The organism is Streptomyces sp. NPDC051452, from assembly GCF_044454765.1.
In the GTDB taxonomy this organism is placed as follows: Bacteria; Actinomycetota; Actinomycetes; order Streptomycetales; family Streptomycetaceae; genus Streptomyces.
On sequence record NZ_JBITEB010000015.1, the window covers coordinates 69,485 to 91,967 of the forward strand.

General features: G+C 71.6%; 24 protein-coding genes. 15 read left to right on the forward strand and 9 right to left on the reverse strand.

Annotation, left to right across the window (positions count from 1 at the left end; genetic code table 11):
* The first annotated feature begins 185 nt into the window (after positions 1–185).
* Entirely contained in the window at positions 186–908 is a 723-nt protein-coding gene (locus ACIBA9_RS28880; protein WP_399367492.1) for a dienelactone hydrolase family protein, read from the forward strand.
* A 239-nt stretch (positions 909–1,147) separates the two neighbouring features.
* Here ACIBA9_RS28880 and ACIBA9_RS28885 read toward each other — a convergent pair whose 3' ends face one another.
* Positions 1,148–2,095, reverse strand: coding sequence for a GNAT family N-acetyltransferase (locus tag ACIBA9_RS28885; protein ID WP_399367494.1), 948 nt, complete (start codon positions 2,093–2,095; stop codon positions 1,148–1,150).
* 189 nt (positions 2,096–2,284) lie between these two features.
* Here ACIBA9_RS28885 and ACIBA9_RS28890 point away from each other — a divergent pair, with 189 nt between their 5' ends.
* The gene (locus ACIBA9_RS28890) at positions 2,285–3,154 is read left to right on the forward strand and encodes an alpha/beta fold hydrolase (RefSeq protein ID WP_399367496.1); all 870 of its coding nucleotides are present in this window, start codon (positions 2,285–2,287) and stop codon (positions 3,152–3,154) included.
* A 15-nt stretch (positions 3,155–3,169) separates the two neighbouring features.
* On the opposite strand, the gene ACIBA9_RS28895 is transcribed toward ACIBA9_RS28890, so the two are convergent.
* Positions 3,170–4,081: an MBL fold metallo-hydrolase gene (locus ACIBA9_RS28895; protein ID WP_399367498.1), complete on the reverse strand. Its 912-nt coding sequence runs from the start codon at positions 4,079–4,081 to the stop codon at positions 3,170–3,172.
* A gap of 146 nt (positions 4,082–4,227) precedes the next feature.
* Between ACIBA9_RS28895 and ACIBA9_RS28900 the strand changes: the two genes are divergently transcribed.
* The 3 genes from ACIBA9_RS28900 (at position 4,228) to ACIBA9_RS28910 (ending at position 7,481) form a co-directional block, all read left to right on the forward strand.
* Entirely contained in the window at positions 4,228–4,809 is a 582-nt protein-coding gene (locus tag ACIBA9_RS28900) for a TetR/AcrR family transcriptional regulator (protein WP_399367500.1), read from the forward strand.
* 59 nt (positions 4,810–4,868) lie between these two features.
* A complete protein-coding gene (locus tag ACIBA9_RS28905; RefSeq protein WP_362156063.1) occupies positions 4,869–5,267 on the forward strand; it encodes an ACT domain-containing protein in 399 nt (132 codons plus the stop codon).
* A gap of 189 nt (positions 5,268–5,456) precedes the next feature.
* Positions 5,457–7,481: a phosphocholine-specific phospholipase C gene (locus ACIBA9_RS28910; protein ID WP_399367502.1), complete on the forward strand. Its 2,025-nt coding sequence runs from the start codon at positions 5,457–5,459 to the stop codon at positions 7,479–7,481.
* An 84-nt stretch (positions 7,482–7,565) separates the two neighbouring features.
* On the opposite strand, the gene ACIBA9_RS28915 is transcribed toward ACIBA9_RS28910, so the two are convergent.
* Positions 7,566–8,060, reverse strand: a complete 495-nt coding sequence (locus ACIBA9_RS28915; protein WP_399367505.1) for a hypothetical protein — start codon at positions 8,058–8,060, stop codon at positions 7,566–7,568.
* 237 nt (positions 8,061–8,297) lie between these two features.
* Between ACIBA9_RS28915 and ACIBA9_RS28920 the strand changes: the two genes are divergently transcribed.
* Complete coding sequence (locus tag ACIBA9_RS28920) at positions 8,298–9,173, forward strand: NAD(P)H-binding protein (protein WP_399367507.1); 876 nt, start codon at positions 8,298–8,300, stop codon at positions 9,171–9,173.
* Positions 9,174–9,249: 76 nt separating this feature from the next.
* On the opposite strand, the gene ACIBA9_RS28925 is transcribed toward ACIBA9_RS28920, so the two are convergent.
* Positions 9,250–10,098 (reverse strand): RNA polymerase sigma factor SigF, encoded by an 849-nt coding sequence (locus tag ACIBA9_RS28925; RefSeq protein ID WP_399367509.1) that lies wholly within the window; start codon positions 10,096–10,098, stop codon positions 9,250–9,252.
* A 213-nt stretch (positions 10,099–10,311) separates the two neighbouring features.
* Here ACIBA9_RS28925 and ACIBA9_RS28930 point away from each other — a divergent pair, with 213 nt between their 5' ends.
* The 4 genes from ACIBA9_RS28930 to ACIBA9_RS28945 all read left to right on the forward strand — a co-directional run bounded on the left by ACIBA9_RS28930 (position 10,312) and on the right by ACIBA9_RS28945 (position 12,960).
* Positions 10,312–10,599, forward strand: a complete 288-nt coding sequence (locus ACIBA9_RS28930) for a DUF4190 domain-containing protein (protein ID WP_399367732.1) — start codon at positions 10,312–10,314, stop codon at positions 10,597–10,599.
* A gap of 144 nt (positions 10,600–10,743) precedes the next feature.
* Positions 10,744–11,613: a class II glutamine amidotransferase gene (locus ACIBA9_RS28935; RefSeq protein ID WP_399367511.1), complete on the forward strand. Its 870-nt coding sequence runs from the start codon at positions 10,744–10,746 to the stop codon at positions 11,611–11,613.
* A 132-nt stretch (positions 11,614–11,745) separates the two neighbouring features.
* Positions 11,746–12,525: a DUF1206 domain-containing protein gene (locus ACIBA9_RS28940; RefSeq protein WP_399367513.1), complete on the forward strand. Its 780-nt coding sequence runs from the start codon at positions 11,746–11,748 to the stop codon at positions 12,523–12,525.
* A gap of 159 nt (positions 12,526–12,684) precedes the next feature.
* On the forward strand, positions 12,685–12,960 hold the full coding sequence (locus ACIBA9_RS28945; protein WP_399367734.1) for a hypothetical protein: 276 nt from the start codon (positions 12,685–12,687) through the stop codon (positions 12,958–12,960).
* Here the strand turns inward: ACIBA9_RS28945 and ACIBA9_RS28950 are convergent, their stop codons facing one another.
* Positions 12,961–14,667: an LCP family protein gene (locus ACIBA9_RS28950; RefSeq protein ID WP_399367515.1), complete on the reverse strand. Its 1,707-nt coding sequence runs from the start codon at positions 14,665–14,667 to the stop codon at positions 12,961–12,963.
* A 356-nt stretch (positions 14,668–15,023) separates the two neighbouring features.
* Here ACIBA9_RS28950 and ACIBA9_RS28955 point away from each other — a divergent pair, with 356 nt between their 5' ends.
* Together ACIBA9_RS28955 and ACIBA9_RS28960 are read left to right on the forward strand one after the other, a co-directional pair.
* Positions 15,024–15,287, forward strand: coding sequence for a GlsB/YeaQ/YmgE family stress response membrane protein (locus tag ACIBA9_RS28955; protein ID WP_393899814.1), 264 nt, complete (start codon positions 15,024–15,026; stop codon positions 15,285–15,287).
* A gap of 256 nt (positions 15,288–15,543) precedes the next feature.
* Positions 15,544–15,912: an STAS domain-containing protein gene (locus ACIBA9_RS28960; RefSeq protein ID WP_399367517.1), complete on the forward strand. Its 369-nt coding sequence runs from the start codon at positions 15,544–15,546 to the stop codon at positions 15,910–15,912.
* 10 nt (positions 15,913–15,922) lie between these two features.
* On the opposite strand, the gene ACIBA9_RS28965 is transcribed toward ACIBA9_RS28960, so the two are convergent.
* Positions 15,923–16,729 carry a beta-glucanase gene (locus tag ACIBA9_RS28965; protein WP_399367519.1) on the reverse strand — a complete coding sequence of 269 codons (807 nt, stop codon included), beginning with the start codon at positions 16,727–16,729 and terminating at the stop codon, positions 15,923–15,925.
* A 317-nt stretch (positions 16,730–17,046) separates the two neighbouring features.
* Between ACIBA9_RS28965 and ACIBA9_RS28970 the strand changes: the two genes are divergently transcribed.
* Entirely contained in the window at positions 17,047–17,331 is a 285-nt protein-coding gene (locus tag ACIBA9_RS28970) for a hypothetical protein (RefSeq protein WP_399367521.1), read from the forward strand.
* A gap of 80 nt (positions 17,332–17,411) precedes the next feature.
* On the opposite strand, the gene ACIBA9_RS28975 is transcribed toward ACIBA9_RS28970, so the two are convergent.
* The 3 genes from ACIBA9_RS28975 to ACIBA9_RS28985 form a co-directional block, all read right to left on the reverse strand.
* A complete protein-coding gene (locus tag ACIBA9_RS28975) occupies positions 17,412–18,011 on the reverse strand; it encodes a hypothetical protein (RefSeq protein ID WP_399367523.1) in 600 nt (199 codons plus the stop codon).
* Positions 18,012–18,701: 690 nt separating this feature from the next.
* Positions 18,702–19,646, reverse strand: coding sequence for a TIGR03943 family putative permease subunit (locus tag ACIBA9_RS28980; RefSeq protein ID WP_399367525.1), 945 nt, complete (start codon positions 19,644–19,646; stop codon positions 18,702–18,704).
* Positions 19,643–20,680 carry a permease gene (locus ACIBA9_RS28985; RefSeq protein ID WP_399367527.1) on the reverse strand — a complete coding sequence of 346 codons (1,038 nt, stop codon included), beginning with the start codon at positions 20,678–20,680 and terminating at the stop codon, positions 19,643–19,645. Before ACIBA9_RS28985 ends, ACIBA9_RS28980 begins: the two co-directional genes overlap by 4 nt.
* A gap of 194 nt (positions 20,681–20,874) precedes the next feature.
* On the opposite strand from ACIBA9_RS28985, the gene ACIBA9_RS28990 reads away from it, so the two are divergent.
* Positions 20,875–21,702: a serine hydrolase gene (locus ACIBA9_RS28990; RefSeq protein ID WP_399367529.1), complete on the forward strand. Its 828-nt coding sequence runs from the start codon at positions 20,875–20,877 to the stop codon at positions 21,700–21,702.
* Positions 21,703–21,813: 111 nt separating this feature from the next.
* Positions 21,814–22,227 carry an SRPBCC family protein gene (locus ACIBA9_RS28995; RefSeq protein WP_393899806.1) on the forward strand — a complete coding sequence of 138 codons (414 nt, stop codon included), beginning with the start codon at positions 21,814–21,816 and terminating at the stop codon, positions 22,225–22,227.
* Positions 22,228–22,483 lie beyond the last annotated feature (256 nt).

The window sequence follows — 22,483 nt, forward strand, 5'->3', positions numbered from 1 at the left end:
AGCCCTGTGCGAAAACCTGTTGGCGGGCCACGGCGAGCACTGTTAGCCTCCCGGAGACCGTGCGAGAGAACGAGGAGGTGGTACCCGTGAACGCAGTAACCACATGGGTGCTCCCCTCCGGGGTCACGGTCGGGCGATAGGTCGTCCGGGAGCGCCGTCCAAGCGCACTCCCGAAAGGCACGACCATGCACTTCACTTCCGAACAGCGTCTCGACGACGGCGTCCTCGAGCGCGAATTCACCCTCGGCGAGATCCCCGGCACCCTGTGGACGCCCGCGTCCGCCGAACCGGTACCGCTGATCCTGATGGCCCCCAACAACGGCCTGTCCAGGCGGCACTCCCGGCCGGTGGCACGGGCCCGGCAGTCCGCGGCGTACGGCTACGCGGTGGCCGCCATCGACGCCCCCGGGTGCGGTGACCGGCCCCGTTCCGCCGCGGACGAACAGGCCCGCGCCGACCTCCGCCGGGCGATGGGGGCCGGCGAGCCGGTCGACGAGATCTTCGAGTCGTTCATCGGCCCGCTGGTCGAGAAGGCGGTCCCGGAGTGGCGGGCCACCTTGGACGCCCTCCTCTCGCTGCCCGGGATCGGCGGCCCGGTGGGGTACTCGGGGTGGACCGCCGTCGGCATTCGGCTGGCGGTGACCGAGCCGCGCATCGCGGCCGCCGGGTTCTTCGCCGGGGGTTACGTGCCCCGCGCCCAGCGCGAGGAGGCCCGGCAGGTCTCCATTCCGCTGCTGTTCCTGCTGCAGTGGGACGACGAAGGCAACCCCCGGCAGCGTGCCCTGGACCTGTTCGACGCCTTCGGCACCCAGGAGAAGACGTTGCACGCGAATCTGGGCGGGCACACCGGCACCCCGTGGTTCGAGGTGGAGGACGGGGACCGGTTCTTCGGCCGGCACCTGAAGTAAGGCCGGCTCGCCGGACCGGCGGCAGCCGGTAGGCACCGGCGGACACGACCGCCCCGATCGCGCCGGTACCGGCCGGTCGGGGCGGCGGTCGGGCCCGGCGTCGGCGCGGTTGTCCATTCCGGCGGTGCCCTCTGATGAGTGCCTCGCTCACGCCGGTTCTGCGGCACGCGCTCCGGCCGTGCGAAGCGGTCGGGGCTCGCGTCTCGACACTGTGCTTGCCCTGAGGCGTCCCCGGAGGGTCACCGTCGTGCGGGGACGGCGGGTTGCTCCCCGGTCGTCAGGATCTTGCTGTAGACCGTGGCGCTGCGTCGCACCGTCATGCCGATGCCCTCGTAGAACGACAGCGCGCCGGTGTCGGTGTGCGTCCACAGGGTGCAGGCCCGCTTGCCCCGGTCGTAGAAGGTGCGGAAGGTCTGCCGCAGCAGCATGCGGGCGATTCCGCGGGTGCGGTGGTCGTGTCGTACCGCGACCCGCTCGACGTATCCCTCGTCGCTGCCGGGAACATCGACGGACAGCACCACCCCCACCATCCGGTCGCCGGCGAACGCGACGGGCGAGGCGCCGGGTTCGAACGAGGGGCGTTCGACGGTACGGCGGGCCCACTCCTCGTACGTCTGGCGCCGCGACTGCCACTCGTCGAACGCGTCCTCGGTGACCTCGTAGGCCGCTCGCTCGTCACCGGGGCGGAACGGGCGCACCCGGATCCCGCTCGGCGGCTTCGGCACCTCCGGTTCCACGGGCATCGCGATCGCCAGCAGCCACTCGGTGACGAGCGGGAAGTATCCGCTGGACCGCAGGAGCGACCTCGCCGCCTCGTCGCTGTCGGACACCGACTGGGACAGCCGGTCGGCTCCCGAACGGCCGGCCCGCGCCTCGGCCCAGTCGAGGAGCGAACGGCCGAGGCCTCTCCCCCGGTGTTCGGGGTGGACATGGACCCTGGCCCGGCGACCTTTCACCCAAGCCCAGCCGACCGGGCGGCCCTTGGAGTCCCGCACGAGGACCGTGTCGGGTGCCGGTTCCCCGGCCGGTGCGCCGAGATCGGCTGCGACGCGATCGAAGCCGGTCACCGCGCGGCCGAGCAACTCGTGCTCGCACACGGTGACGAGGCGGTGCACCGCCTGCGCGTCGGCCTTCGTCACCGCCTGGCTCCGGTAGCCGGCCGGCATCGGCTCGGGAAGATCGGACATGTGGTGAACCCTGCGGCATCGACGCCGCCTTGTCGACCCGGCGCACACCACCGGCGCGCGAGTGCCGCCGCGTCGCGGGGCTGCCGCTCCCGCCGCCGATACCTAACCCCTTACTTACGCTTGACAGGTTAGACCGCGCATGCTGGACTGGAGCGACAACCACTGAAATGCGCGAGAAGGGTTATAGATATGACCCCGGCAGTCCACCACCGCACCGCCACCGTCAACGGTCTCGACGTCTTCTACCGGGAGGCCGGCGCCCCGGACGCGCCCACCGTGCTCCTCCTCCACGGCTTCCCGACCAGCTCGCACATGTTCCGCCACCTGATCCCGGCGCTCTGCGACCGCTATCACGTGATCGCCCCGGACCACATCGGGTTCGGGCAGTCGGCCATGCCGTCCCCGCAGGACTTCCCGTACACCTTCGACGCCCTCACCGAGGTCACCGAGGGCCTGCTCCGGCGGCTGGGCGTCCGCCGGTTCGCCATGTACGTCCAGGACTACGGCGCCCCGATCGGCTGGCGGCTGGCGCTGCGCGACCCCGAGCGCGTCACCGCGATCGTCACCCAGAACGGCAACGCCTACGAGGAAGGGTTCGTCAGGCCCTTCTGGGACGGCGTCTTCGCCTATGCCGAAGCTCCGGGACCCGACACCGAGGCTCCCCTGCGCGGCGCACTGACCCTGGAGGCCACTCGGTGGCAGTACGTCAACGGGGTGGCCGACCCCAGCATGGTGAGCCCGGACAACTGGGTCCACGACCAGGCGCTGCTGGACCGCCCCGGAAACGCCGAGATCCAGCTCGCGCTCTTCCGCGACTACCCCGCCAACGTGGACCTCTACCCGAGGGTGCACCGGTACTTCCGCGATTCCCGGGTCCCCCTGCTGGCGGTCTGGGGAGCGGGCGACGAGATCTTCGGCCCCGAGGGCGCCAAGGCGTTCGGCCGGGACCTTCCCGACGCCGAGATCCACCTCGTCGAGTCCGGCCACTTCGCCCTGGAGAGCCACCTGGGGACCATCACCGAGCACATCCGCGACTTCCTGGGCCGCGTCCTCACCTGAGGGTGTGGTTTCGCCTCAGGCGCCGGACTCCACCGGGGGGACCGGCCGCAGCCGATAGGCGTCCCCGTGAGTGACCACATGTCCGGCGGTGGGCGGCGCGAAGTGGGTGCCGAGGACGAGGGTGCCCGTGTCGGCGAGGGAACCGAGCAGTGCACGACGCGAAGCCTCGGACAGCCGCGGGTCGATGTCGACGCAGGCGCCGATGGCGGGGTGGGCGAGCTGGACCGGGTGATGGACGCAGTCACCGGTGATCACGGCCGTCTCGCCCCGGCTGGTCAGCTCGACGGCGACGTGTCCGGGCGTGTGACCCGGCGTGGGCGTCAGACGCAGACCCGGGGCGATCTCGACGCCCTCGGCCGGGACGTGGACGCCGTCCAGCAGACCGGCCCGCTCGACGGGGACCACGGAATCGTCGAACATCTGCCGCCGCGCCTCGTCTATGTCGTACGCGGCCCAGAACTCCCGCTCCGTACGGGACGTCACGTAGCGGGCGTTGGGGAAGGTGGGGACCCAGTCGCCGTCCACCTCACGGGTGTTCCAGCCGACGTGGTCTGCGTGCAGATGAGTGAGGATCACCAGGTCGACGGAGTCCGGGGGGAAACCGCCCGCGGTGAGGCGCTCCAGATAGTCCGTCCGCAGGTCGTGCCAGGCCGGGTTGGCCCGCCGCTTGCCGTTGCCGACTCCGGTGTCCACGAGTACACGCAGCCCGTCCACGACGAACGCGAAACTGTGGCTGTCGATGTGCGGGGTGCCCTGCCGGTCGGCAAAGTGCGGGTGGAGCCACTCCTGGCCGCCCACCACCTCGGGCGTGGCATCGGGCAGCAGCCACGCTCCGGTCCCGGGCGGCAGCAGGATCTCGTCCACGCGGTGCACGGTGACGTCGCCAAGGATCCAGTGGGGCAAGGGGGTTGCGGGAGAGGACTGCATGGTCCGTCGCTTCCTTCGCTCTCGTCGTGCTTCGACGCCGGCCGTTGAACGCAAGGCCTTGCCCTCAAGGGAGCCTACTGCCGCCCCCCTCTTAAAGCAAACGATTAGCCTTTATTAACGCGACTACTGTGCTTTAAGGTGGGCTCATGAGCCGTAGGCAGATGGTGCGTCCCGGCGGTCGCAGCGCCCGCGTCCAGGAGTCGGTCCACACCGCCGTACGCGAACTCCTCTCCGAGGTGGGCCGCGACGCGCTGACCGTGCCCATGGTCGCCCGACGCGCGGGAGTCACACCGTCGACCGTCTACCGCCGCTGGGGCGATCTGCGGGAACTGCTGTCCGATGTCGCGGTGGAGCGCCTGCGGCCCGACACGGCCCCGCGGGACCACGGTGATCTGCGCGCCGATCTGACGGCGTGGGCCGAACAGTTCCTCGACGAGATGGCCTCCCCCGCGGGCCGCGCCTACCTCCGCGACGCGCTGCTCGGCGACCCGGACGGCGCCAACGCCGGCCGGTGCTCGGAGTACGCGGCCGAACAGATCGACGCCGTACTCGCCCGCGCGGCCGACCGCGACGAGGACGTTCCGGGCCTGGAAACGGTCATGGACCACGTCGTCGCCCCCCTGATGTACCGCGTCCTGTTCCGCCCGGCCGGGCTCGACACCGCGTACGCGCGCCGCCTCGTGGCCGAACTGCCGGGCGCGGGCGGCGACCGGCCGATGAGCCGATGAAGGTCCGCGAGGCTTCGCGTCGGTACGGTCGCGGCCCCGGCGGGCCGTAGGGTGAGGCCGTGAGCGGTGAGACCGAACTGCGTGTACTCCTCGGCGGCATGCGTCCGGCGCTGAACCCGGGGCGCTATGTCTTCACCGTGGCCGAGGGCGTCGTACCGGCCGGTGTCACGCCCGTGGTGACGGTCGCCGAGCAGGAGGGTCTCACGCTCGTGGTCCCGCAGGCCGAGGCGGACGCGGCGGCGCTGGCGTACGACTACGTGGCCGGCTGGATCACCTTGCGTGTCCACTCCGCGCTGGACGCGGTGGGACTGACCGCGGCGGTCTCACGCGCCCTCGCCGACGCGGGCCTGAGCTGCAACGTCGTGGCGGGTTTCCACCACGACCATCTCTTCGTCCCCCACGAACGGGCCGAGCAGGCGCTCGACGTGCTCCGGCGGCTGGCGGACGCCTCCGCCTGAGGACCGGCCGGCAGCCTCCACCCACGCACGCCGAACCGGCCCGTGCGGCCGTACGGCCATGCGCCCAAGCGCCCTTACACCTTTCCCTTCTTTACCTCCGTTTCATCGGCCGTTATGGACTTCGACGATCACCCCGTGCACCGTGGCGCGCGGTGTGCCGCTGGGGCACCCAGGGATGAGGACGGTCGAATGACTCCGATCAGCCGAAGAGGCTTCGTGGGGCTCGGCGCATCCGTGGCGGCGGGGGTGGCGCTGGGCGCCGGCACCCGTACCGCGGCGGCCGCGACGGCCACGGCGACCGGCACGATCAAGGACGTGAAGCACGTGGTGATCCTCATGCAGGAGAACCGCAGCTTCGACCACTACTTCGGCCGCCTGAAGGGCGTCCGTGGTTTCGACGACCGCAGCGGCATCACCCTCGCCGGCGGTCACCCGGTCTTCAACCAGCCCAACGGATTGGGTCGCCAGTACCCGTGGAAGCTCAGCGCGACGCCGGCCGCCGGCGGCAAGGACGGCGAGACGCTGGCCCAGTGCAGCGGCGACCTGCCCCACTCGTGGTCGTCGCAGCACTCCGCGTGGAACAAGGGCCGCCTGGACAACTGGGTCCTGGGCGTGGGCAATGTCCGCTCGCTCGGCTACCTGGACCGCTCCGACATACCCTTCCACTACGCGCTCGCCGACAACTACACCGTCTGCGACGCCTACTTCTGCTCCACCCTCAGCGCCACCGGCCCCAACCGCACCTACCTGTGGAGCGGCAAGGTCGACTCCGCCAGCTACGACGGCGGTGACGAGTCCGGCCTGACCTGGCAGAACTACGCCGAGGCGCTACAGGCGGCCGGAGTGGGCTGGAAGGTCTACCAGAACGCCGCGGACAACTACGGCGACAACGGCTGCGCCTACTTCAAGTCCTTCGCCGGCGCCAAACCGGGCGACCCGCTGTACGACCGGGGCATGTCCTCCGTGCCGAAGGCCACCGGCTCGACGCCGGACGACATCGCCGCCGCCATCAAGGCCGACGTCCTCGCGGGCACCCTGCCCCAGGTCTCCTGGGTCGTCCCCAACCAGGCGTTCTCCGAGCACCCCTACGCGCCGCCCGGCGACGGCGCCCACTTCATCGACCTCGTCTACCAGGCTCTGGCGGCCGACCAGGACGTCTTCGACTCCACCGTCCTGTTCCTCAACTACGACGAGAACGACGGCTACTTCGATCACGTGCCGCCGCCCGCACCGCCCGCAGGTACGGCGGGCGAGTTCCTCAACGGGGTGCCGTTCGGCCTCGGCTTCCGTGTCCCGATGATCGTCGTCTCTCCCTGGACACGCGGCGGCTGGGTCTCCTCGGAGGTGTTCGAACACACCTCGGTGCTGCGCTTCCTGGAGACCTGGACGGCCGCCCTGGGCAAGCCCGCCAAGTGCCCCAACATCAGCGACTGGCGGCGGAAGGTGAGCGGCGACCTCACCGGTGTCTTCGACTTCGCCAACCCGGTCTTCGGCCCGGTGTCCCTGCCCGCGACCAGCGTCATCGGCATCGGCACCTGCGGCCCGCTGCCCAATCCGGCGCCCACCGACAACGCCCTGCCTACCCAGGAGTCAGGGACGCGTCCGGCACGCGCACTGCCGTACCAGCCGAACGGGTATCTGGACCGCCTGGAGTTCGGTACCGCCGGCCGGATCCTCGCCTGGTTCACCATGGCCAACCAGGGTTCGCCCGCCTCCCGGGCCGCCCACTTCTCGATCCATCCCAACGCCTACCGCGACACCACACCCTGGCAGTACACCGTCGACGCGGGCGGTACCGCCTCGGACTCGTTCAACATCGGTACGGGCTACGGCGGCGGCGCCTACGACTTCACCATGATCGGCCCCAACCGCTTCCTGCGGCGCTTCAAGGGCGACGCGACCAAGGCGGGCAAGTCGGCGGAGGTGAGCACTCGTTACGCCGTCGAGCCCGGCACCGGCAAGCCGGCCGTCTACTTCAAGATGAGCAACTCGGGCTCCGGCGCGGTGACGTTCACCATCACCTCCAACCACTACCGCGGCGACGGCCCGTGGAGCTACTCCGTGGCGGCGGGCGCCTCGAAGGAGGACTTCTTCAACGCCGTCGCCTACCAGAACGGCTGGTACGACTTCACGGTGACCGTCAGCTCCGACACCACCTGGTCGCGCCGGTTCACCGGCCACCTGGAGACCGGCGCCGCCAGCGTCAGCGGCTGACGCGCCGGCCCGGCCACGGCGTCCCGCTCTCCCGGTCCACGCCGGAGAGCGGACGCCATGCCCCTCGATGTCAGGCGAGGCAGATCACACCTGCCGGTGCTCCGCCGACGGGGAGTAGGGCTCACCGACCGCGCTCGCCGCCTCCTGCCGGGAGGCCAGCGCCCAGATGATGAAGACGTCGATGGCCATGACGATCACGGACCACAGCGGCGAGTACGGCAGGAACAGGAACTGCGCGATCAGACTGAGCGAGACGAGGACGAGCCCGGCGAACCGCGCCCAGACCATGTCCTTGAGCAGCCCGAAACCGGTCACGAGGATCAGGACACCGAGGATGATGTGGATCGTGCCCCAGCCGGTGAGGTTTATCTGGTAGATGTAGGTGCCGAAACGGGCGTAGACGTTGTCCTGGGACACGGCGGCGATCCCCTGCAGGATGGCCAGGATGCCGGTGCACACCATCAGGACTCCGGCGAAGGTGACGCCCCCGACCACCCAGCCGTCGCGGGCGGCCGAGTGCGGCGGCTGCGGGCCGCCCGTGGGGTTCGGTCCGGTCGGGCTCGCTGCCTGCTGGCTCATGGGCGTGTTCCTTTCCACTTCCCCCTTGGGTCCCCCGGCCCGGCGCGGGCCGAGGCACAACTCATTCCGAGCCTCCGCGCGGCCGCGTCCGCCCGCCATGCGGCGTACTCCATTCGGGTGAACCCCGAGAGGCCCCGAGAGGCCTGACCGGCGGCTCCGCTCAGGTGCCACGGCCGACGCGGCGGGTACCCGGACCGGAGTCGAGTACGCGTCCGCGGATACGAAGGAGGTCCCGGGGTGACCATCGTCGTCACGACACCGACAGGACACGTGGGCTCGCGGGTGGTACGGGTGCTGATCCAGGCGGGCGTGCGTCCGCGGGTGCTGGTTCGGGATCCGGCCCGACTGGACGCCCAGACCAGTGACCGGGTGGAGGTGCGCGTGGGCGATCTCACCGACGCCGGCTTCGTGAGGGACGCCACCGCCGGCGCGCGTACCGTCTTCTGGGTCGATCCCACGCCGCACACGGCCGAGGAGCCGGTCGAGACGTCGCGCCGCACCGCTGTTCCGCTGGCCGCCGCCGCACGGGACGGCGAGGTGGCACGGATCGTGTTCCTGAGCAGTGTGGGCGCGGAGCGACGGCACGGCGTGGGCCACATCGACGGGCTGGCCCGGGTCGAGGAGCTGTTCGACGCAAGCGGCGCCGACGTGCTGCATCTTCGGTGCGGCTACTTCTTCACCAACCTGCTGCTCGGCCTGGACGATCTGCGCCGGGGAGTGCTGACGACGACGGCCGGCCCGGACCAGCCCCTCGCCTGGGTCGATCCGCGCGACATCGGCGAGGTCGCGGCGGCCCGTCTGCTGAACGACGGGTGGAGCGGACGTCGGGTCCAGGCCGTGCACGGCCCCGAGGATCTGACGTTCAGGCAGGTCGCCGCGGTACTCACCGAGGTGCTGGAGCGGCCGGTGCGGCTGCGGACCGTCGGCGACGACGACCTGCGCGCCACGCTCGGCTCGGCGGGACTGCCGGCGAAGGCGGTGGAGGGCATCGTCGGCATGATGGCCGGAACGCGCGATCTCGTGCCGGAGCAGTCCCGCGAGGTGACCACCACGACTCCGACCCCGCTGAGCGCCTGGGCGTACGCCTGTCTGCGCCCCCTGCTCGCGGTGTGACACCGCCGCCTGTGGACCGCCCGGCGGCGCGCGTGAGCCCGCCGCTCGTGCGGCGGGCTCATCGGCTGGGTGCGGCTCAGTGGTTGGTCAGCAGGCCTTCGCGGAGCCGCTTGAGCGTGCGGGAGACCAGCCGGGAGACGTGCATCTGGGAGACGCCCAGGCGGTCGCCGATCTCGGCCTGGGTGAGTTCCTCGACGAAGCGGAGGTGCAGGATCAGCCGGTCACGCTCCCCCAGTTGGGCGATCATCGGCGCCAGCGCGTGGAAGTCCTCCACCAGCTCCAGCGCCGTGTCCTCGGCCCCGAGGAAGTCCTGCAGCGCGCTCTCGCCGTCCTCGCTGCTGTTGATCGCCGCGTCCAGGGAGGCCGAGTTGTAGCCGTTCGCGGCCAGCCGGGCCTCGATGACCTCGTCCTCCGACAGGCACATCAGTTCCGACAGCTCGCGGACCGTGGGCGTACGGCCCAGCCGGCTGCGCAGTTCCTCCGTCGCCCGCGCCAGCTGCACCCGGGCCTCCTGCAGACGCCGCGGGACGTGCACCGCCCACGAGGTGTCACGGAAGAACCGCTTGATCTCCCCCACGATGTAGGGCACCGCGAACGAGGTGAACTCCACCTCGCGCGTCAGCTCGAACCGGTCGATCGCCTTGATCAGGCCGATCATGCCGACCTGGACGATGTCCTCCATCTCCTCCGGCCCCCGGCTGCGGAACCGGGCCGCGGCGAAGCGGACGAGGGACATGTTCATCTCGATCAGCGTGTTCCGGGCGTACTGGTGCTCGGGCGTGCCCTCCTCCAGCACCGCCAGCTGGTCGAAGAACACCTTCGACAACTCCCGCGCGTCCCTCGGGGCCACGCTGGAAGGATCGGCCACCTCCGGCAACTCGGTCGCCGTACGCGTCTCCTGGGCCGCCACGATCTGCGCCGTCATGGTGTTCCCCTCCCGGATCGATCCGTGTCCATCACTGTCGTCAACGACACGCCGGATACCCGGAGACCCGGCATACATGCCTGCCCCTTCCGTGGATTTTTCGTGGGCATGTACTCGACATGGAAGGGTCCGGATCGGGCAACCGGTCGGTCAAGCAAAACCCAAACAGAGTGGGGGCCGTTCGGCCCGAATACCGTCGACACTGGAGTCGTCATGACGAGTTACGGCAATTCCCCGGCCGCTTCCTCCCGTTCGCGCACCAATGGGCTGGCGGTGGCGAGCCTGTGCTGCGGCATCATCGGTCTGTTCATCCTGAACATCGTCCTGGGACCGCTGGCCATCATCTTCGGTGCGGTGGCCCGGCGTCAGGCGGCGGTCAAGAACGGCGCCGGCATGGCGAAGGCGGGCATCATCCTGGGCGTCGTCGACGTGGTGCTCTGGCTGGTGCTCTTCGCCGTGGCCGCGCACAACGGCGGGTTCAGCTGGCACGTGGGTGGCTGACCGAGCGGCAAGGTCTCCCCGGGGCGCGGCCCGCGAGACGCGGGCCGCGCCCCGGCGTGCGCGTGCCCAAGAGCGCCGCCGCATGCGGGGCGGAGCCGGGCGCGGGACCATGGTCGCGGGAGACCACGGACGAAGGAGGGTGCCGTGTGCCGGCTTTTCGGGCTGACCAGCGCTCCGCGACGCACCTACGCCACGTTCTGGCTGCTGGACGCACCCGACAGCCTCAGCGCCCAGAGTCACCGTGAACCCGACGGCACCGGGCTCGGCTACTTCGACGCGGACGGCACTCCCGAGGTGCACAAGGCGCCGCTCGCCGCGTACGAGGACCGGGCCTTCGCGCGGGAGGCCCGGGACGTGGAGTCGGCCACCTTCCTCGCCCACATCCGCTACGCCTCGACCGGCGGCCTGGATGTGCGCAACACACACCCCTTCGAGCAGGAGGGCCGGCTGTTCGCACACAACGGGGTGATCGAGGGCCTGGACGAACTCGACCGCCACCTCGGCGAGGACCGTTCGCTGGTGCACGGCGACACCGACTCCGAACGCTTCTTCGCCCTGGTGACCCGGGAGACGGCGGCGCTCGACGGCAACGTGTCCGCCAGCCTCATCTCCGCGGCCCGCTGGATCGCCGACCACCTGCCCCTGTACGCCCTCAACATCGTCCTGATCACCGCCGACGAGCTGTGGGCCCTGCGGTATCCCGCCACCCACGAGCTGTACGTCCTGCAGCGTCCCGCCGGCGGTCATCACGGATCGCGGCATCTCGACGGCACCGGCCGTTACGGCCGGCTGCGCGTGCGCTCGGCGGACCTGGGGGACCGTGCCTCCGTCGTGGTGGCCAGCGAGCCCCTGGACGAGAACCCGCACTGGCGGCTCATGGAGCCCGGTGAGCTGCTGCACGCGGACCGTCGCCTGCACACCACCTCGCGCCTGGTGCTGCCCGACCCTCCGGTCCATCCCCTCACCCTCGCCGACCTGCGCCCCACCGCCGCCGCCTCGCAACGCACCGGGTAGCGCGCGGAGACCGGCCGGGGCCGCCGGGCAAGGTGTCGGATCGGGAGGCCGGGGCAAGGGCGAAGTATGGGCACACAGTCATCGGTACTTCACGGAAGATTCCGGGCCCGCCGCGCCGCCGACAGCGCTGCGATGGCCGTCGCGGCCCGGGCCGGTTTCGCCGCCCGTGGGCTGATCTACGTACTCGTGAGCGTCATCGCGCTACAGATCGCCTTCGGCGACGACAGCGGCGGACAGCAGGCCGACCGCGGCGGTGCCCTCGGCGAGCTGGCCGGCAAGCCGTTCGGGTCGGTGATGCTGTGGATCGTCGGGATCGCGCTCGCCGGGATGGCTCTGTGGCGGCTGTCGGAGGCGGTCTTCGGCGCACCGGGGCCGAACGGCACCAAACTCACCAAGCGCGCGTCGAACGCGGGTCGTTTCGTCTTCTACATCTTCGTGTCGTACTCGGTGCTGTCCTACGCCGCCGGGGACCGGGGCAGCGGCAGCGGTTCCTCCGACCGGAAGACCGACGACGTCACCGCGCTGATACTCAAATGGCCCGGCGGTCAGTGGCTCGTCGGGACGGCGGGGGTGGTCGTCGTGATCGCCGGGCTGTGGATCGCGGTCCAGGCGGTGCGCAAGAAGTTCCGCGATGAGCTGCGGACCTCGGCCATGTCGCGGCGAGCGCAGCAGTTCACCGACTTCTTCGGTGTGACGGGCGGGGCGGCGCGCGGGATCGTCTTCGCGGTCGCCGGCGTGTTCGCCCTGATCGCGGCCGTCCAGCATCAGCCCGGCAAGGCCAAGGGCATGGACGACACCCTGCGCTCGTTCCGGGATCTGCCCGCCGGCCCGTGGCTGCTCGCGCTGATCGCGCTCGGCCTGGCGGCGTTCGGCGTCTTCTCGTGGTGCAACGCCCGCTGGCGTGAGGTCTGAGAGCCCGGACCCGCGCGGGCGGGTCGCCGGGCCCCTGATGTGAACCGGGTCACCCCCCGACGCCGTCGGCGCGGGGGGTGACCCGGTTCACATCAGGGCGAAACTTGCGCGGCCTAAACTGTGGCCGTGGAGACGACCCGGGCGCCCGACACGGCCGACATGATCGAAACGGTCGACGTGACCGAGGCGGCCGCGGTGACCGTGCCGACTTCGGTGGTGTCCGGTTGGGAGGTCGCGGTGCTCGACGGAGGGCCCGCGGCCGGACTGCGGATGCGGGTCTGTGACCGGCCGCGCGTGATCCAGGTGACGTATCCGTGCCGGCTGGCGGCCGGCTCACCCGACGGCGTGCGCGCCGAGGCGGTGTACCTCTACCGCCGCGACTACACCGTCACCGGCGGGCCGCTGCGCTACGGCTACGACATCGCCAGCCCCTGATCATCCGTCGGAGTCGGGCGTGCTCCGCGCCGCCGCGTAGGCCTGGGACGGTGTCATGGGGACGCCGTTGATCTCGACCGTCTTGTAGGGGCTGACCTTGGCGCAGGTCTTGGCCTGGTCGGCGGTCGAGGCGTGGGCGTCGGAGACCGCGGCCTTGGTGTCGGCCGGTGCGGGCGCGGAGCCCCCGCCGGGGTAGCCGCTGCCGCTGGTCCAGTCGCTGCCGAGGACCAGGGTCAGGCCCGTGCCGGTGCCCTGCTTCAGATGGGAGGCGGGCAGGCCGAGCGCCTCGGCCACCGTCCGGGCCTCCGCCTTCTGGCCGGTGCCATAGGTGAGCGTGGTCGTCGCCGCGGGGCTCGGGGCGTTGGCCGTGGTCGTGCCCGAGCTGAAGCCCCGCCCGGTGAGAGCGGTGGCGACCGCGGAGGCGCGGCCGGTGATGGGGGTGCCGTTCTCCACCGTCACGGCGATCCGCGAGGCGGGCACCGCCGGGGCGGTCGCCTTCGCGGTCGCGGAGGCCGCCTTGGACTTCTTGCCGGATCCGGTGCTCAGGGACTGGTCGTCGGCGATCGTGGAGAACAGGGACTTCGCTCCGGCGCCCACGACCACCCGCTCCTTGTTGGCCGGGTCGGGGGCGGTCTGCATCGTGGCGAAGGTGATCCGCCGGGTGGGCACCTTGTTGACGTCGGCCGCGAGCGCGATCAGCTTCTTCACACTGCCCAGGCCGTCGTCCACGGTCAGCGCCTTGGTGGCGGCGTCGGCGAGGCCGTAGACGGCGGACGGGTCGGTGAGGGTGCCCGCACTCTTGAACTTGCGGATCATCGCGCTGAGGAAGATGTGCTGCGAGATGGTCCGGCCCAGGTCGCTGCCGTCGCCGAAGCCGTGCCGGGAGCGGACGAACTCCAGGGCCGCGACGCCCTTGAGGGTGTGGGTGCCCTGGGAGAGCTTCAGATGTGAGTAGGTGTCGTAGACGTCGTCGCTCACACACACGGGGACGCCGCCGACCGCGTCGGACATCTTGACCACGCCGGAGAAGTCGAGCTTCACGAAGTGGTCGATGGGGATGCCGGTGAGCTGGTGGACGGTGGCCACCTGGCAGGCGGGACCATACTGCAGCGCGCTGTTAATCTGCCCGTAGTAGCCGTTCGTCGACTGGCCCGACGCACTGTTCCTGCACGCCGGGACCCGGGTCATGGTGTCGCGGGGGATGCTCATGACGGTGGCGTTGGAGCGGTCGGCCGATATGTGCATCACCATCTGCACGTCCGCGTTGCTGCCGCTCTGCACTCCGGTCTTCGAGCAGCCGCCGCCGAGCTTGCAGTCCGTCGCACTGGTACGGCCGTCCGACCCCATCACGAGGATGTTGATCGGCGTGCGACCGAAGGCGTCGGCCTTCTCCGTGCCGCCCTTGCCGTCGAGCGAGACGCTGTGGATGTTGCCGTTCAGATGCTGGTAGAACCACCAGCCGGCGCCGGAGGTGACCACGATGAGCACGGACAGGCATATCCCGAGGATCCGCAGCACCCGCCTGCCGCGTCCCACGGGACGGCCGGCGCGCACTCCCCGGCCGCCGCGTGCGCGGGCGGCGGCCCGGGTGGCCGCCCGCCCGCCGGGCGATCGAGTCCCGTCGGTGGCGGCCCTACGCTGTCCGGGCACCCGCGCGTCGGGACTGCGCGTGGCCTGACGCGGGGGGCCGTCCCACGGGTCGCTCATCTCCCACTCCCATGAACGGTCGGCCCCGTCAGGCCGGGCATCGGGAGGACGGCCAGGCTCGCGCGGCGGTGTACAGGCGGACGGGGTGGTGGTTCACCTCGGCCGCGTAGTTGCGCAATCTAACAAATCCATGGCCCGAACAGTACAGATCCCTACGTGATCCACAGGTGAGGCATCTCATGGGAACCGCCACCGGCCTGCTCTCGTCCGCCGCTCCGGCGAGGGGCGCCGCGGCCTGACGGATCGTCACCGGGCCCCCGTGGAAGCCGACGGCGCGGAGCTGGTCCCGGCAGGCGTGGCGCGGGGATGAAGGGGCACTTGTAAGCCACCAACGACGAAGGGGTGGCCAACCAGCCATGGAGATATCCGGGATCATCAGCGCGCTCGTCATCGGCATCGTGATCGGCGTCCTCGGACGGCTGGTCGTCCCCGGCCGACAGCACATCGGCATCCTGTGGACGATCCTGATCGGTATCGTCGCCGCCTTCATCGGCACCGCCGTCGCCGCCGGACTCGGGGTCGCGAACACCAAGGGCGTCGATTGGATCGAGTGGCTCATTCAGATCGCCCTCGCGGCACTCGGCGTGGCCGCGCTGAGCCGGGTGAAGGTGCGGCACTGAGGACGCCGGGCGGCACCACCCCGCCCGGTGACAGTCCACAGCTCCGTGTGCCGCGCCCCCACCGGAATATCTGTTCCGGTGGGGGCGCGGCACGTGGATGGACGGAGGCGGGCGAGGGCAGCCGGGGCGGGATCCGCGAGGATGCTCCCCTGAGTCCGGGTGCGTGGGAAGCGGGCAGGTGTCCACCGGGATATCCGGGGCAACCACCCGGTGGGAAAGCTCTGGGCAAGGATCGTCGAGTGTTGACGAGGGACACGTGACAGACATCGCAGAAATCAAGGAACCGGCGGAACCGGACCGGCTGGCCGTGGGCCGTACCGTCGTCGACGGCACCACCGTCGTCACGGTGACCGGGGAGATCGACCACCACACCTGCGGTGTGCTCCGCCACGCCCTGGTCCCGACGGAGCCCACGGCGGCCCGCACCGTCGCGGAGTTCTCCGGGGTGGCCTTCATGGACTCCAGCGGCATCAACGCCCTCATCGCCGCCCACCAGGCGCACGGCCCGGCCGGTTCCCTGCGGCTGGCGGGAGTGCGCGGGCCCGTCCTGCGCACCCTGGAGATCGTCGGCCTCACCACCCTCATCGGCTGTTACCCGAGCGTCCGCGACGCCCTGGAGAGCTGAGCGACCGGACTCATCCGGCCGCGTCGTCCACGGCGGCCGTCTCCTCGGTCCCGGCGGCCGTCTCCTCGGTCCCGGCGGCCGCCCGCCGGCCCGGCACTCCCCCGCCCGGACCCGGACGGCGCACCACGAGGGAGCGCACCTCGAACGACATCTCGGTCGTCCGCGGACCGGGAGCCGGGTGGTAACGACCGGCGCACACCGACAGGTTGACGATGAGGTAGGCGTGCCAGCCACGGCCCACGCCCCGCTGGTCCGCGAAGACCCGTGCGCCGTTGACCCACCACACGACGGAGCGGGCCCCGAACTCGGTCCGCAGGTCGACCCAGGCACCGGGGCGGACGGCGTCGTCCCGGAAGTAGGAGCCGGTGTCCCGTACATGATTGCCGAACTCCAGCAGATCCGGGTGGTCCGGGTGGTACTCGAAGACGTCGATCTCCTGGTCGCCGTCGCGCCAGGTCCAGATCGCCGGCCACGCCCCGACCTCGCGGGGCAGCCGTACGCGGGCCTCCAGCACGTCGCCGGAGCGGACCATGAAGCCCTGTTCGCTTCCCTCCGTGGTCAGCAGGCCCGTGTTCCACCGGCCGTCCGGGCGTCGGACGGCCTTGAAGACGCCGGTGCGCGAATAGGAGGGGTCGGACACGAGGTGGTCGAGTTTGTCGTCGCCCGGGTTCACCGGGCCTCCGTCGGGATAGGCCCATGAGTGGCCCGCCACCCACTGTTCGGGGGAAGCGAAGTCCGCGGTGAGGACGACGTCGGTCGGCGGCGTGGAGGGCTGACGCGGAGCCGGGAGAGAATTGCCCGGGTTCGGTGGTTGCATGCCGGATTTCTCACCGCCTGCGTCCGGGCCATGCGCCGAAGGCCGTCCGGAGCCCCGGAACAACCCCTTCGAGGGACACGACGACGCTCGGAGACCTGGTGTGCCGGTGCTTTCCGTGGTGTGCTGGTAGTGGCGGGAAGGACCCGAGTCAGACGCGGGGAAGCGGTCGGGAACCGCGCACCGCGCAATCAGGATCCGCGAGAAGTGGATGGCGCCCTTCCCGCCCTCGCCTGCCGCCAGCGGGCCGCCGCGCGCCGCAGGCGGCCACGCCGGAGCACGACAAGGCGCCCACCCCGGGAGCAGCAGCCCCGAAGGGAGTGTTCGAGGAGCGGCGGGCGCCGACCGCTTCCGGAGTTCGAGGAGCGGCGGGCGCCGACCGCTTCCGGATCGTGCGCACCGGCTCGGTCGCCCTGGACCTGCGCGCGCCAGGCCGCTCCCCGTCGTCGTCGAGACGCCGGGACACGGCGAACTCGTCTGTCGCTGTTGGCACTTCCCGGGCCGGCGCGACAAGGGCCGGACGCGTGGTCGCGCGGCGGCTGCACGCCACCCGGGTCCGGCTGCTCGACCTGTACGGCCCCTGCGGCAGCGGCGAGCGGGTCTGAGCGGGCGGACGGATCGGATCCCGAGCCCACCGGCCCCCGAGCCGCCGGCCACCGGTGTCCCCCGGCGGCAGAGTGGCCGCTCAGGTGCCGCTGAAGTTTCCCCACCGGGGCCCGATGTGCTTCCACTCCTCGTCCCACTCGGCCATCCGCCGCCGGATGAGCCGGCTGCGGACGACCCAGCCCACGCCCCAGACGGCCGCGCCGGCCGAGGGGCCCACCAGGACACCGGTGAGCGCCGCCTGCAGGCTGGCCGAGGCGCCGGTGACGGGCGGCGGGACCACGCGGTGCGTCTGGTTCGTCCACACGGTCAACCGGCTTCCGGCGGGGGCACCGGGATAGACCTTCGTCCGGTCCGTGTGCCCGGAACCGTCCGCGTCCGTCCACCGCACGGAGGCCCACACCCGGCCGTCGTCGTATCCGGTCACGTCGCGCGGGGACTTCGCCGCGTCGGCGGTGAGGACGGCGGTCACGGTGTGCAGGTGGGCCCGGCGCGCCGAGAACGCGGAGTCGGAGGCCTGGGTCGCGACGACACCGACGACGGCCGCGCAGAGGAGCGCGAGCACCCAGGTGGCCAGGACGATCCAGCCCTCGACGACATCGCTGTGCCGGCGCAGCGAGTTGCGCCGCCACCGCCACAGTCGTACCGGGGTGACCGTGCTGGGAGGTGTCGTCCGGGTCATGGTCACCGCCTCCTTCCGGATGCCGGGCACCTGGGAGGCCATGCGCACCGTACGCCCGTCACGCCCGGCGCGAGTGGGCGCGGGGCGGCCGGCGAGCGGCGCCGGGCCGGTCTCCCGGGCTCCGGCCACCGAGGGTCACACCACCATCGTGCACCTCGGGCCGGATCGCGGCTGTCCGAGGACCGAATCGCGCCCGGTGGCGATCGCGAGTCCTCCACGCCGAGCAGCGGGGCCGGTTGGCGGACGCCGGGTAGCGGGCTCGTGAGGCGCCGAGGAAGGTCCCGCGAAGGCACCGAGGAAGGCCGCCGTGAAGGCACCGAAGAGGGGCCCCTGAGCCGTCGAGGAAGGACACGTCAGCCCGAAGAGGGAACCCCCGTGAGCCGTCGAGGAACGGACCTCAGCCGCCGGGGAGCGGTCCCCCTGGCCTCCGGAACCTCCGGGCAGCCGGAACCGTCAACCGTCAGGTGGCGGACCCGCTCGCCCCCCGGTCAGGCGAACCCTCCGGCCGTCACGCGGCGGAACCGTCACAAGCCGGGCAGTGGGACCCGCCATTCCACCGTCGACGGCGCGCAGCACGCGTTGGGCGGCCTGCGGGGGCTCGATGAAGCGGCCCGCGTTCTGCGGGGTCATCCCGGACGCCGCGCGCGGGTACGCCCGGTGAGGCGGCGGGCGGGGCGGACGGCATGCGGGTCAGGACGGCCGTAGGGGCAGGTCGTCGGTGAAGGCGTTCACCGGTTGCGCGATGGAGTGCGCGTTCGCGACGTCGAGCGCCGCCTCCGCGGTCTTCGTGCCGAGGGTGCCGTGGGGGTGCCAGGTCCCGGTCACCGCCAGCCAGGTGTCGGCGGGCGGCGCCTCGGTGCCGTACATCCGCACCTTGACCGTCTGGGAGTCCGCGGCGCAGCAGGTGAAGATGATCCGGGTCAGGAACCAGCTGTCGTCATCCTGCGACGGGGTGACGAATCCGGTCAGCTGGACGGTACGGCCTTTGATGGCCAGGCCGCGGTCCTGCTGGACGCGCTTGGTGAAGTCCGTGAGCGTCAGTGGCAGCGGTGAAGCCGCGGGCAGCGGAGCGAATCCCTTCTGCACGGTGACCGGCTTGGGGTTGGAGCGCGCCGCCGTGTAGGCGCCCAGCGCGGGCGGGGCGTACCAGAGCAGGCTCACCGCCGGGAGGAACATCAGCCAGGCGATGCGTGGGGTGCTGGTGTGGTCGTGACCGTGCTGGTGGCCGGCACTTGTGTGGTGGGGGTCTGTGTGACCGGCGCCTGTGTGGTCAGCTCCCACATGGTCGGCGGCAGTGTGACTGGCGACTGTGTGGCCGACGCCTGTGTGGTCAGAACCCATGCCGCCGACGCGCACGTGGCTTGCCCCCACACCGCCGGCCCCCACACCACTGGTGCCCATGTGGCCAGGGCCTGTGTGGCCGGGGCCTGTGTAGTCGGCGCCCGTGTCGCCGTCCCGTCTGCCGAGGGTGGCCGCTCCCGCCAGGCCGAGCAGCAGCAGGACGACGCCGGAGACGATCAGCGGGGCGTGTAGTCCGGCCTTGACGTAGCGCAGGTAGGTGTCGGTGAAGACGGTCGTCTGCAGCAGGCCGAGGCCGGTCAGGGTGAGCAGCAGGATCTGGGCGGGACGTTTCACAGCAGCGCGCCTCCGATCAGGACGCTGGCGGTGACGGCGACGACCGTGGTCGCCGTGGAGAACCGCCAGGCGAAGGCGCGTCCGAAGGTACCCGCCTGCAGGGCGATGAGCTTCAGGTCGACCATGGGGCCGACGACCAGGAACGCGAGCCGGGCGGTAGGCGAGAACCCGGTGAGCGAGGCCGCGACGAAGGCGTCCGCCTCCGAGCAGACCGCCAGCAGGACGGCGAGCGCGGCGAGGAAGAGCACCGACAGCCAGGGCGAGCCGGAGAAGGTGTCGAGGACGGAGCGCGGCACGGTGACGTTGAACGTGGCGGCGGCCATGGCGCCGAACACGAGGAAGCCGCCGGCGTGCAGGAAGTCGTGCTGACAGCCGAGGCGGAACTCGGTCCAGCGGCTGTGGCCGTGCTCGTGTCCGGTGTGCCGTTGGCGCAGGGCGGGTCGCAGCCACCTCTCCTTGCCCAGCCAGAGCCACAGCCAGCCCATCACGGCCGCCGTCGCGAGCGAGGCGATCAGCCGGGCGGCCACCATGGCCGGGTCGCCCGGGAAGGCGACGGCGGTGGCCGTCAGCACGACGGGGTTGATGGCGGGTGCGGAGAGCAGGAACGCGAACGCGGCGGCCGGGGTGACACCCCTGCGGATCAGGCTGTTGGCGACGGGTACGGAGGCGCACTCGCAGCCCGGCAGCACCGCGCCCGCGACGCCGGCGACGGGCACCGCGAGGGCGGCCCGGTCGGGCAGCACCCGGGTGAAGAGGTCGGCCGGCACGAACGCGTTGATGGCGCCGGACAGGACGGTGCCGAGAAGGAGGAAGGGGAGCGCCTGGACGGTGATCGCGAGGCAGACGGTGCGCCAGGCCTGGACGGCCGGCTGGTTGAGCCACTGGGTGTCCGCGAGGAGGAGTACGGCCGTGACACCGACCGCGATCGCGAGTGCGGCACCGAGCGGCCACGGCCGGTTGCGGCGCAGGGGCGGAGCGACGGGAACGACCGCCACACCCTCGGCCACACCAACCAATTCCTCCGATTTTTCCATTATCACTCCGGATGTCGGTATCGGGCCGACGATAAGCGAGGACGACGATCCCGCCGCGCGTACACGCCGCCGGTCGCACGACCGGGCCACCCAATGCGCCCCAACGGTGGCTCTTCTCACAATTCGGACGGAATGGGGCTCCAAGTGACGGGAGCCACGTCGCGGGGCGGCGATTTTGTCTACCTTCAGGCCCCATGTCGTCCCTCTCCTCCCCTACAGCGCGCGCCAAGGCCGCCGCCCTGGCGGCCTCGGCGGCGGCCCTGCTCTCCCTCGGCCTGCTCTCGCCGACACCGGCGGCCGCCGCCGACGCCGCTCCCGCCCCCGCCGGGGCGCGGCCGGCGCAAGCGACGGTGGCCGCGCTCGACCTGGACGGCGGCGACAGCGCGTCCGTGATCCACGGTGCGGACACGGCGTACGACACCGCCAGCATCGTGAAGGTCGACATCCTCGCGGCGGTGCTGTTGAAGGCGCAGGACGCGAGGCGCCCCCTCACCGCGCGGGAACGCGCCCTGGCCGAGCCGATGATCCGGCGCAGTGACAACGCCGCCGCGAACGCCCTGTGGCGGGAGATCGGCCGGGCCCCGGGGCTGGCCGCCGCCAACAAGCGGCTGGGGCTGACGCGGACCACCGGCGGGCCCGGCGGCAAGTGGGGGCTGACACGCACCACCGCGAGCGACCAGATACGGCTGCTGCGCGCGGTGTTCGACGAGGGTGGGGCGGCGCATGCGGCCCCCGCGCTGAACGCGGCGTCCCGCGCCTACGTCCGGACCCTGATGAGCCAGGTCGTACCCGAGCAGTCCTGGGGCGTCACGGCGGTCTCGGGCTCCGGCTCCGCCGCCCAGCGGGCCCTGAAGAACGGCTGGCTGCAGCGCAGCACGTCCGGCCTGTGGGACGTCAACAGCATCGGGCAGATCACCGTGAAGGGGCACCGGTATCTGGTCGCGGCCCTGTCGAACGGCAGCGCCTCCATGGACGAGGGCGTCGCCCTCGTGGAGCAGACCGCTCGCGACACCGTGGTGTGAGGGCGAAGCCGTGGAGCACGGAGCCGCTCACTGCGGGCGGTGGCTTTTCGGCCGTCCGCATCGGGGCACGCGGTCGGGGCACGGCTTGTCGACAGGAAGGGCGAGACGACCATGGCCGAGTACGAACGTTCCCGCACGATGCCCGCGCAGCCCGAGCAGGTCTTCGACCAGGCGGCCAACGCCACCCAGTTCGACGCCTGGCTCCCGGGTGAACTGCACGTCGATGTGCAGGACCCGCCCGCCGTCACCGTGCACGAGGACCGGTCGGACCAGGACGTGCCCGCCCTCCTGCGGGCGGAGCCGGACCAGATGCGTCTGGAATGGGGCACCCGGGGTCAGGGCAGCTACGCCGGCTGGCTCCAGGTGGCCGGAATCGGCAGTGGCGCCAGCGAGGTGACCGTGCACCTGTCCTTCTTCGACGAGGGTCACGACCCCGGCGAGCGCGAGGTGAACGACGCCCTCGACGGCAGCCTGCGGCGCCTGGAGGAACAGGTGCGGATCCGCGTCGACAACACGGCCGGCTGAGCCGACGTCGCGCGGCCGGGCTCGGGCGTGCGCGCCGCACGGGTCAAGCGGCGTCATCCGCAGACCGCACCAGGCGGGTCACGTGGCGTTCCGAGGCGACCGCACCAGCCGGGTCACGGGGCGCGCTCTCCGGCGACCGCACCGGGCCCCGGCACTCCGGTCGACCAGGCAGCGCGGCGGCCAGGCAGTGCGGCGGCCGGTCCGCCGGCCTGCGTGCGCAACCGGGTCGACGGTCGACTTGAACCGCGGGGCGTTG

Coding starts and splice junctions, on each gene's coding strand:
- ACIBA9_RS28910 (WP_399367502.1), top strand. CDS start 5,457: ATGACTCCGATCAGCCGAAGAGGCTTCGTGGGGCTCGGCGCATCCGTG.
- ACIBA9_RS28915 (WP_399367505.1), bottom strand. CDS start 8,060: ATGAGCCAGCAGGCAGCGAGCCCGACCGGACCGAACCCCACGGGCGGC.
- ACIBA9_RS28945 (WP_399367734.1), top strand. CDS start 12,685: ATGATCGAAACGGTCGACGTGACCGAGGCGGCCGCGGTGACCGTGCCG.
- ACIBA9_RS28890 (WP_399367496.1), top strand. CDS start 2,285: ATGACCCCGGCAGTCCACCACCGCACCGCCACCGTCAACGGTCTCGAC.
- ACIBA9_RS28985 (WP_399367527.1), bottom strand. CDS start 20,680: ATGGAAAAATCGGAGGAATTGGTTGGTGTGGCCGAGGGTGTGGCGGTC.
- ACIBA9_RS28950 (WP_399367515.1), bottom strand. CDS start 14,667: ATGAGCGACCCGTGGGACGGCCCCCCGCGTCAGGCCACGCGCAGTCCC.
- ACIBA9_RS28880 (WP_399367492.1), top strand. CDS start 186: ATGCACTTCACTTCCGAACAGCGTCTCGACGACGGCGTCCTCGAGCGC.
- ACIBA9_RS28925 (WP_399367509.1), bottom strand. CDS start 10,098: ATGACGGCGCAGATCGTGGCGGCCCAGGAGACGCGTACGGCGACCGAG.
- ACIBA9_RS28940 (WP_399367513.1), top strand. CDS start 11,746: ATGGCCGTCGCGGCCCGGGCCGGTTTCGCCGCCCGTGGGCTGATCTAC.
- ACIBA9_RS28975 (WP_399367523.1), bottom strand. CDS start 18,011: ATGACCCGGACGACACCTCCCAGCACGGTCACCCCGGTACGACTGTGG.
- ACIBA9_RS28990 (WP_399367529.1), top strand. CDS start 20,875: ATGTCGTCCCTCTCCTCCCCTACAGCGCGCGCCAAGGCCGCCGCCCTG.
- ACIBA9_RS28955 (WP_393899814.1), top strand. CDS start 15,024: ATGGAGATATCCGGGATCATCAGCGCGCTCGTCATCGGCATCGTGATC.
- ACIBA9_RS28895 (WP_399367498.1), bottom strand. CDS start 4,081: ATGCAGTCCTCTCCCGCAACCCCCTTGCCCCACTGGATCCTTGGCGAC.
- ACIBA9_RS28930 (WP_399367732.1), top strand. CDS start 10,312: ATGACGAGTTACGGCAATTCCCCGGCCGCTTCCTCCCGTTCGCGCACC.
- ACIBA9_RS28885 (WP_399367494.1), bottom strand. CDS start 2,095: ATGTCCGATCTTCCCGAGCCGATGCCGGCCGGCTACCGGAGCCAGGCG.
- ACIBA9_RS28995 (WP_393899806.1), top strand. CDS start 21,814: ATGGCCGAGTACGAACGTTCCCGCACGATGCCCGCGCAGCCCGAGCAG.
- ACIBA9_RS28900 (WP_399367500.1), top strand. CDS start 4,228: ATGAGCCGTAGGCAGATGGTGCGTCCCGGCGGTCGCAGCGCCCGCGTC.
- ACIBA9_RS28965 (WP_399367519.1), bottom strand. CDS start 16,729: ATGCAACCACCGAACCCGGGCAATTCTCTCCCGGCTCCGCGTCAGCCC.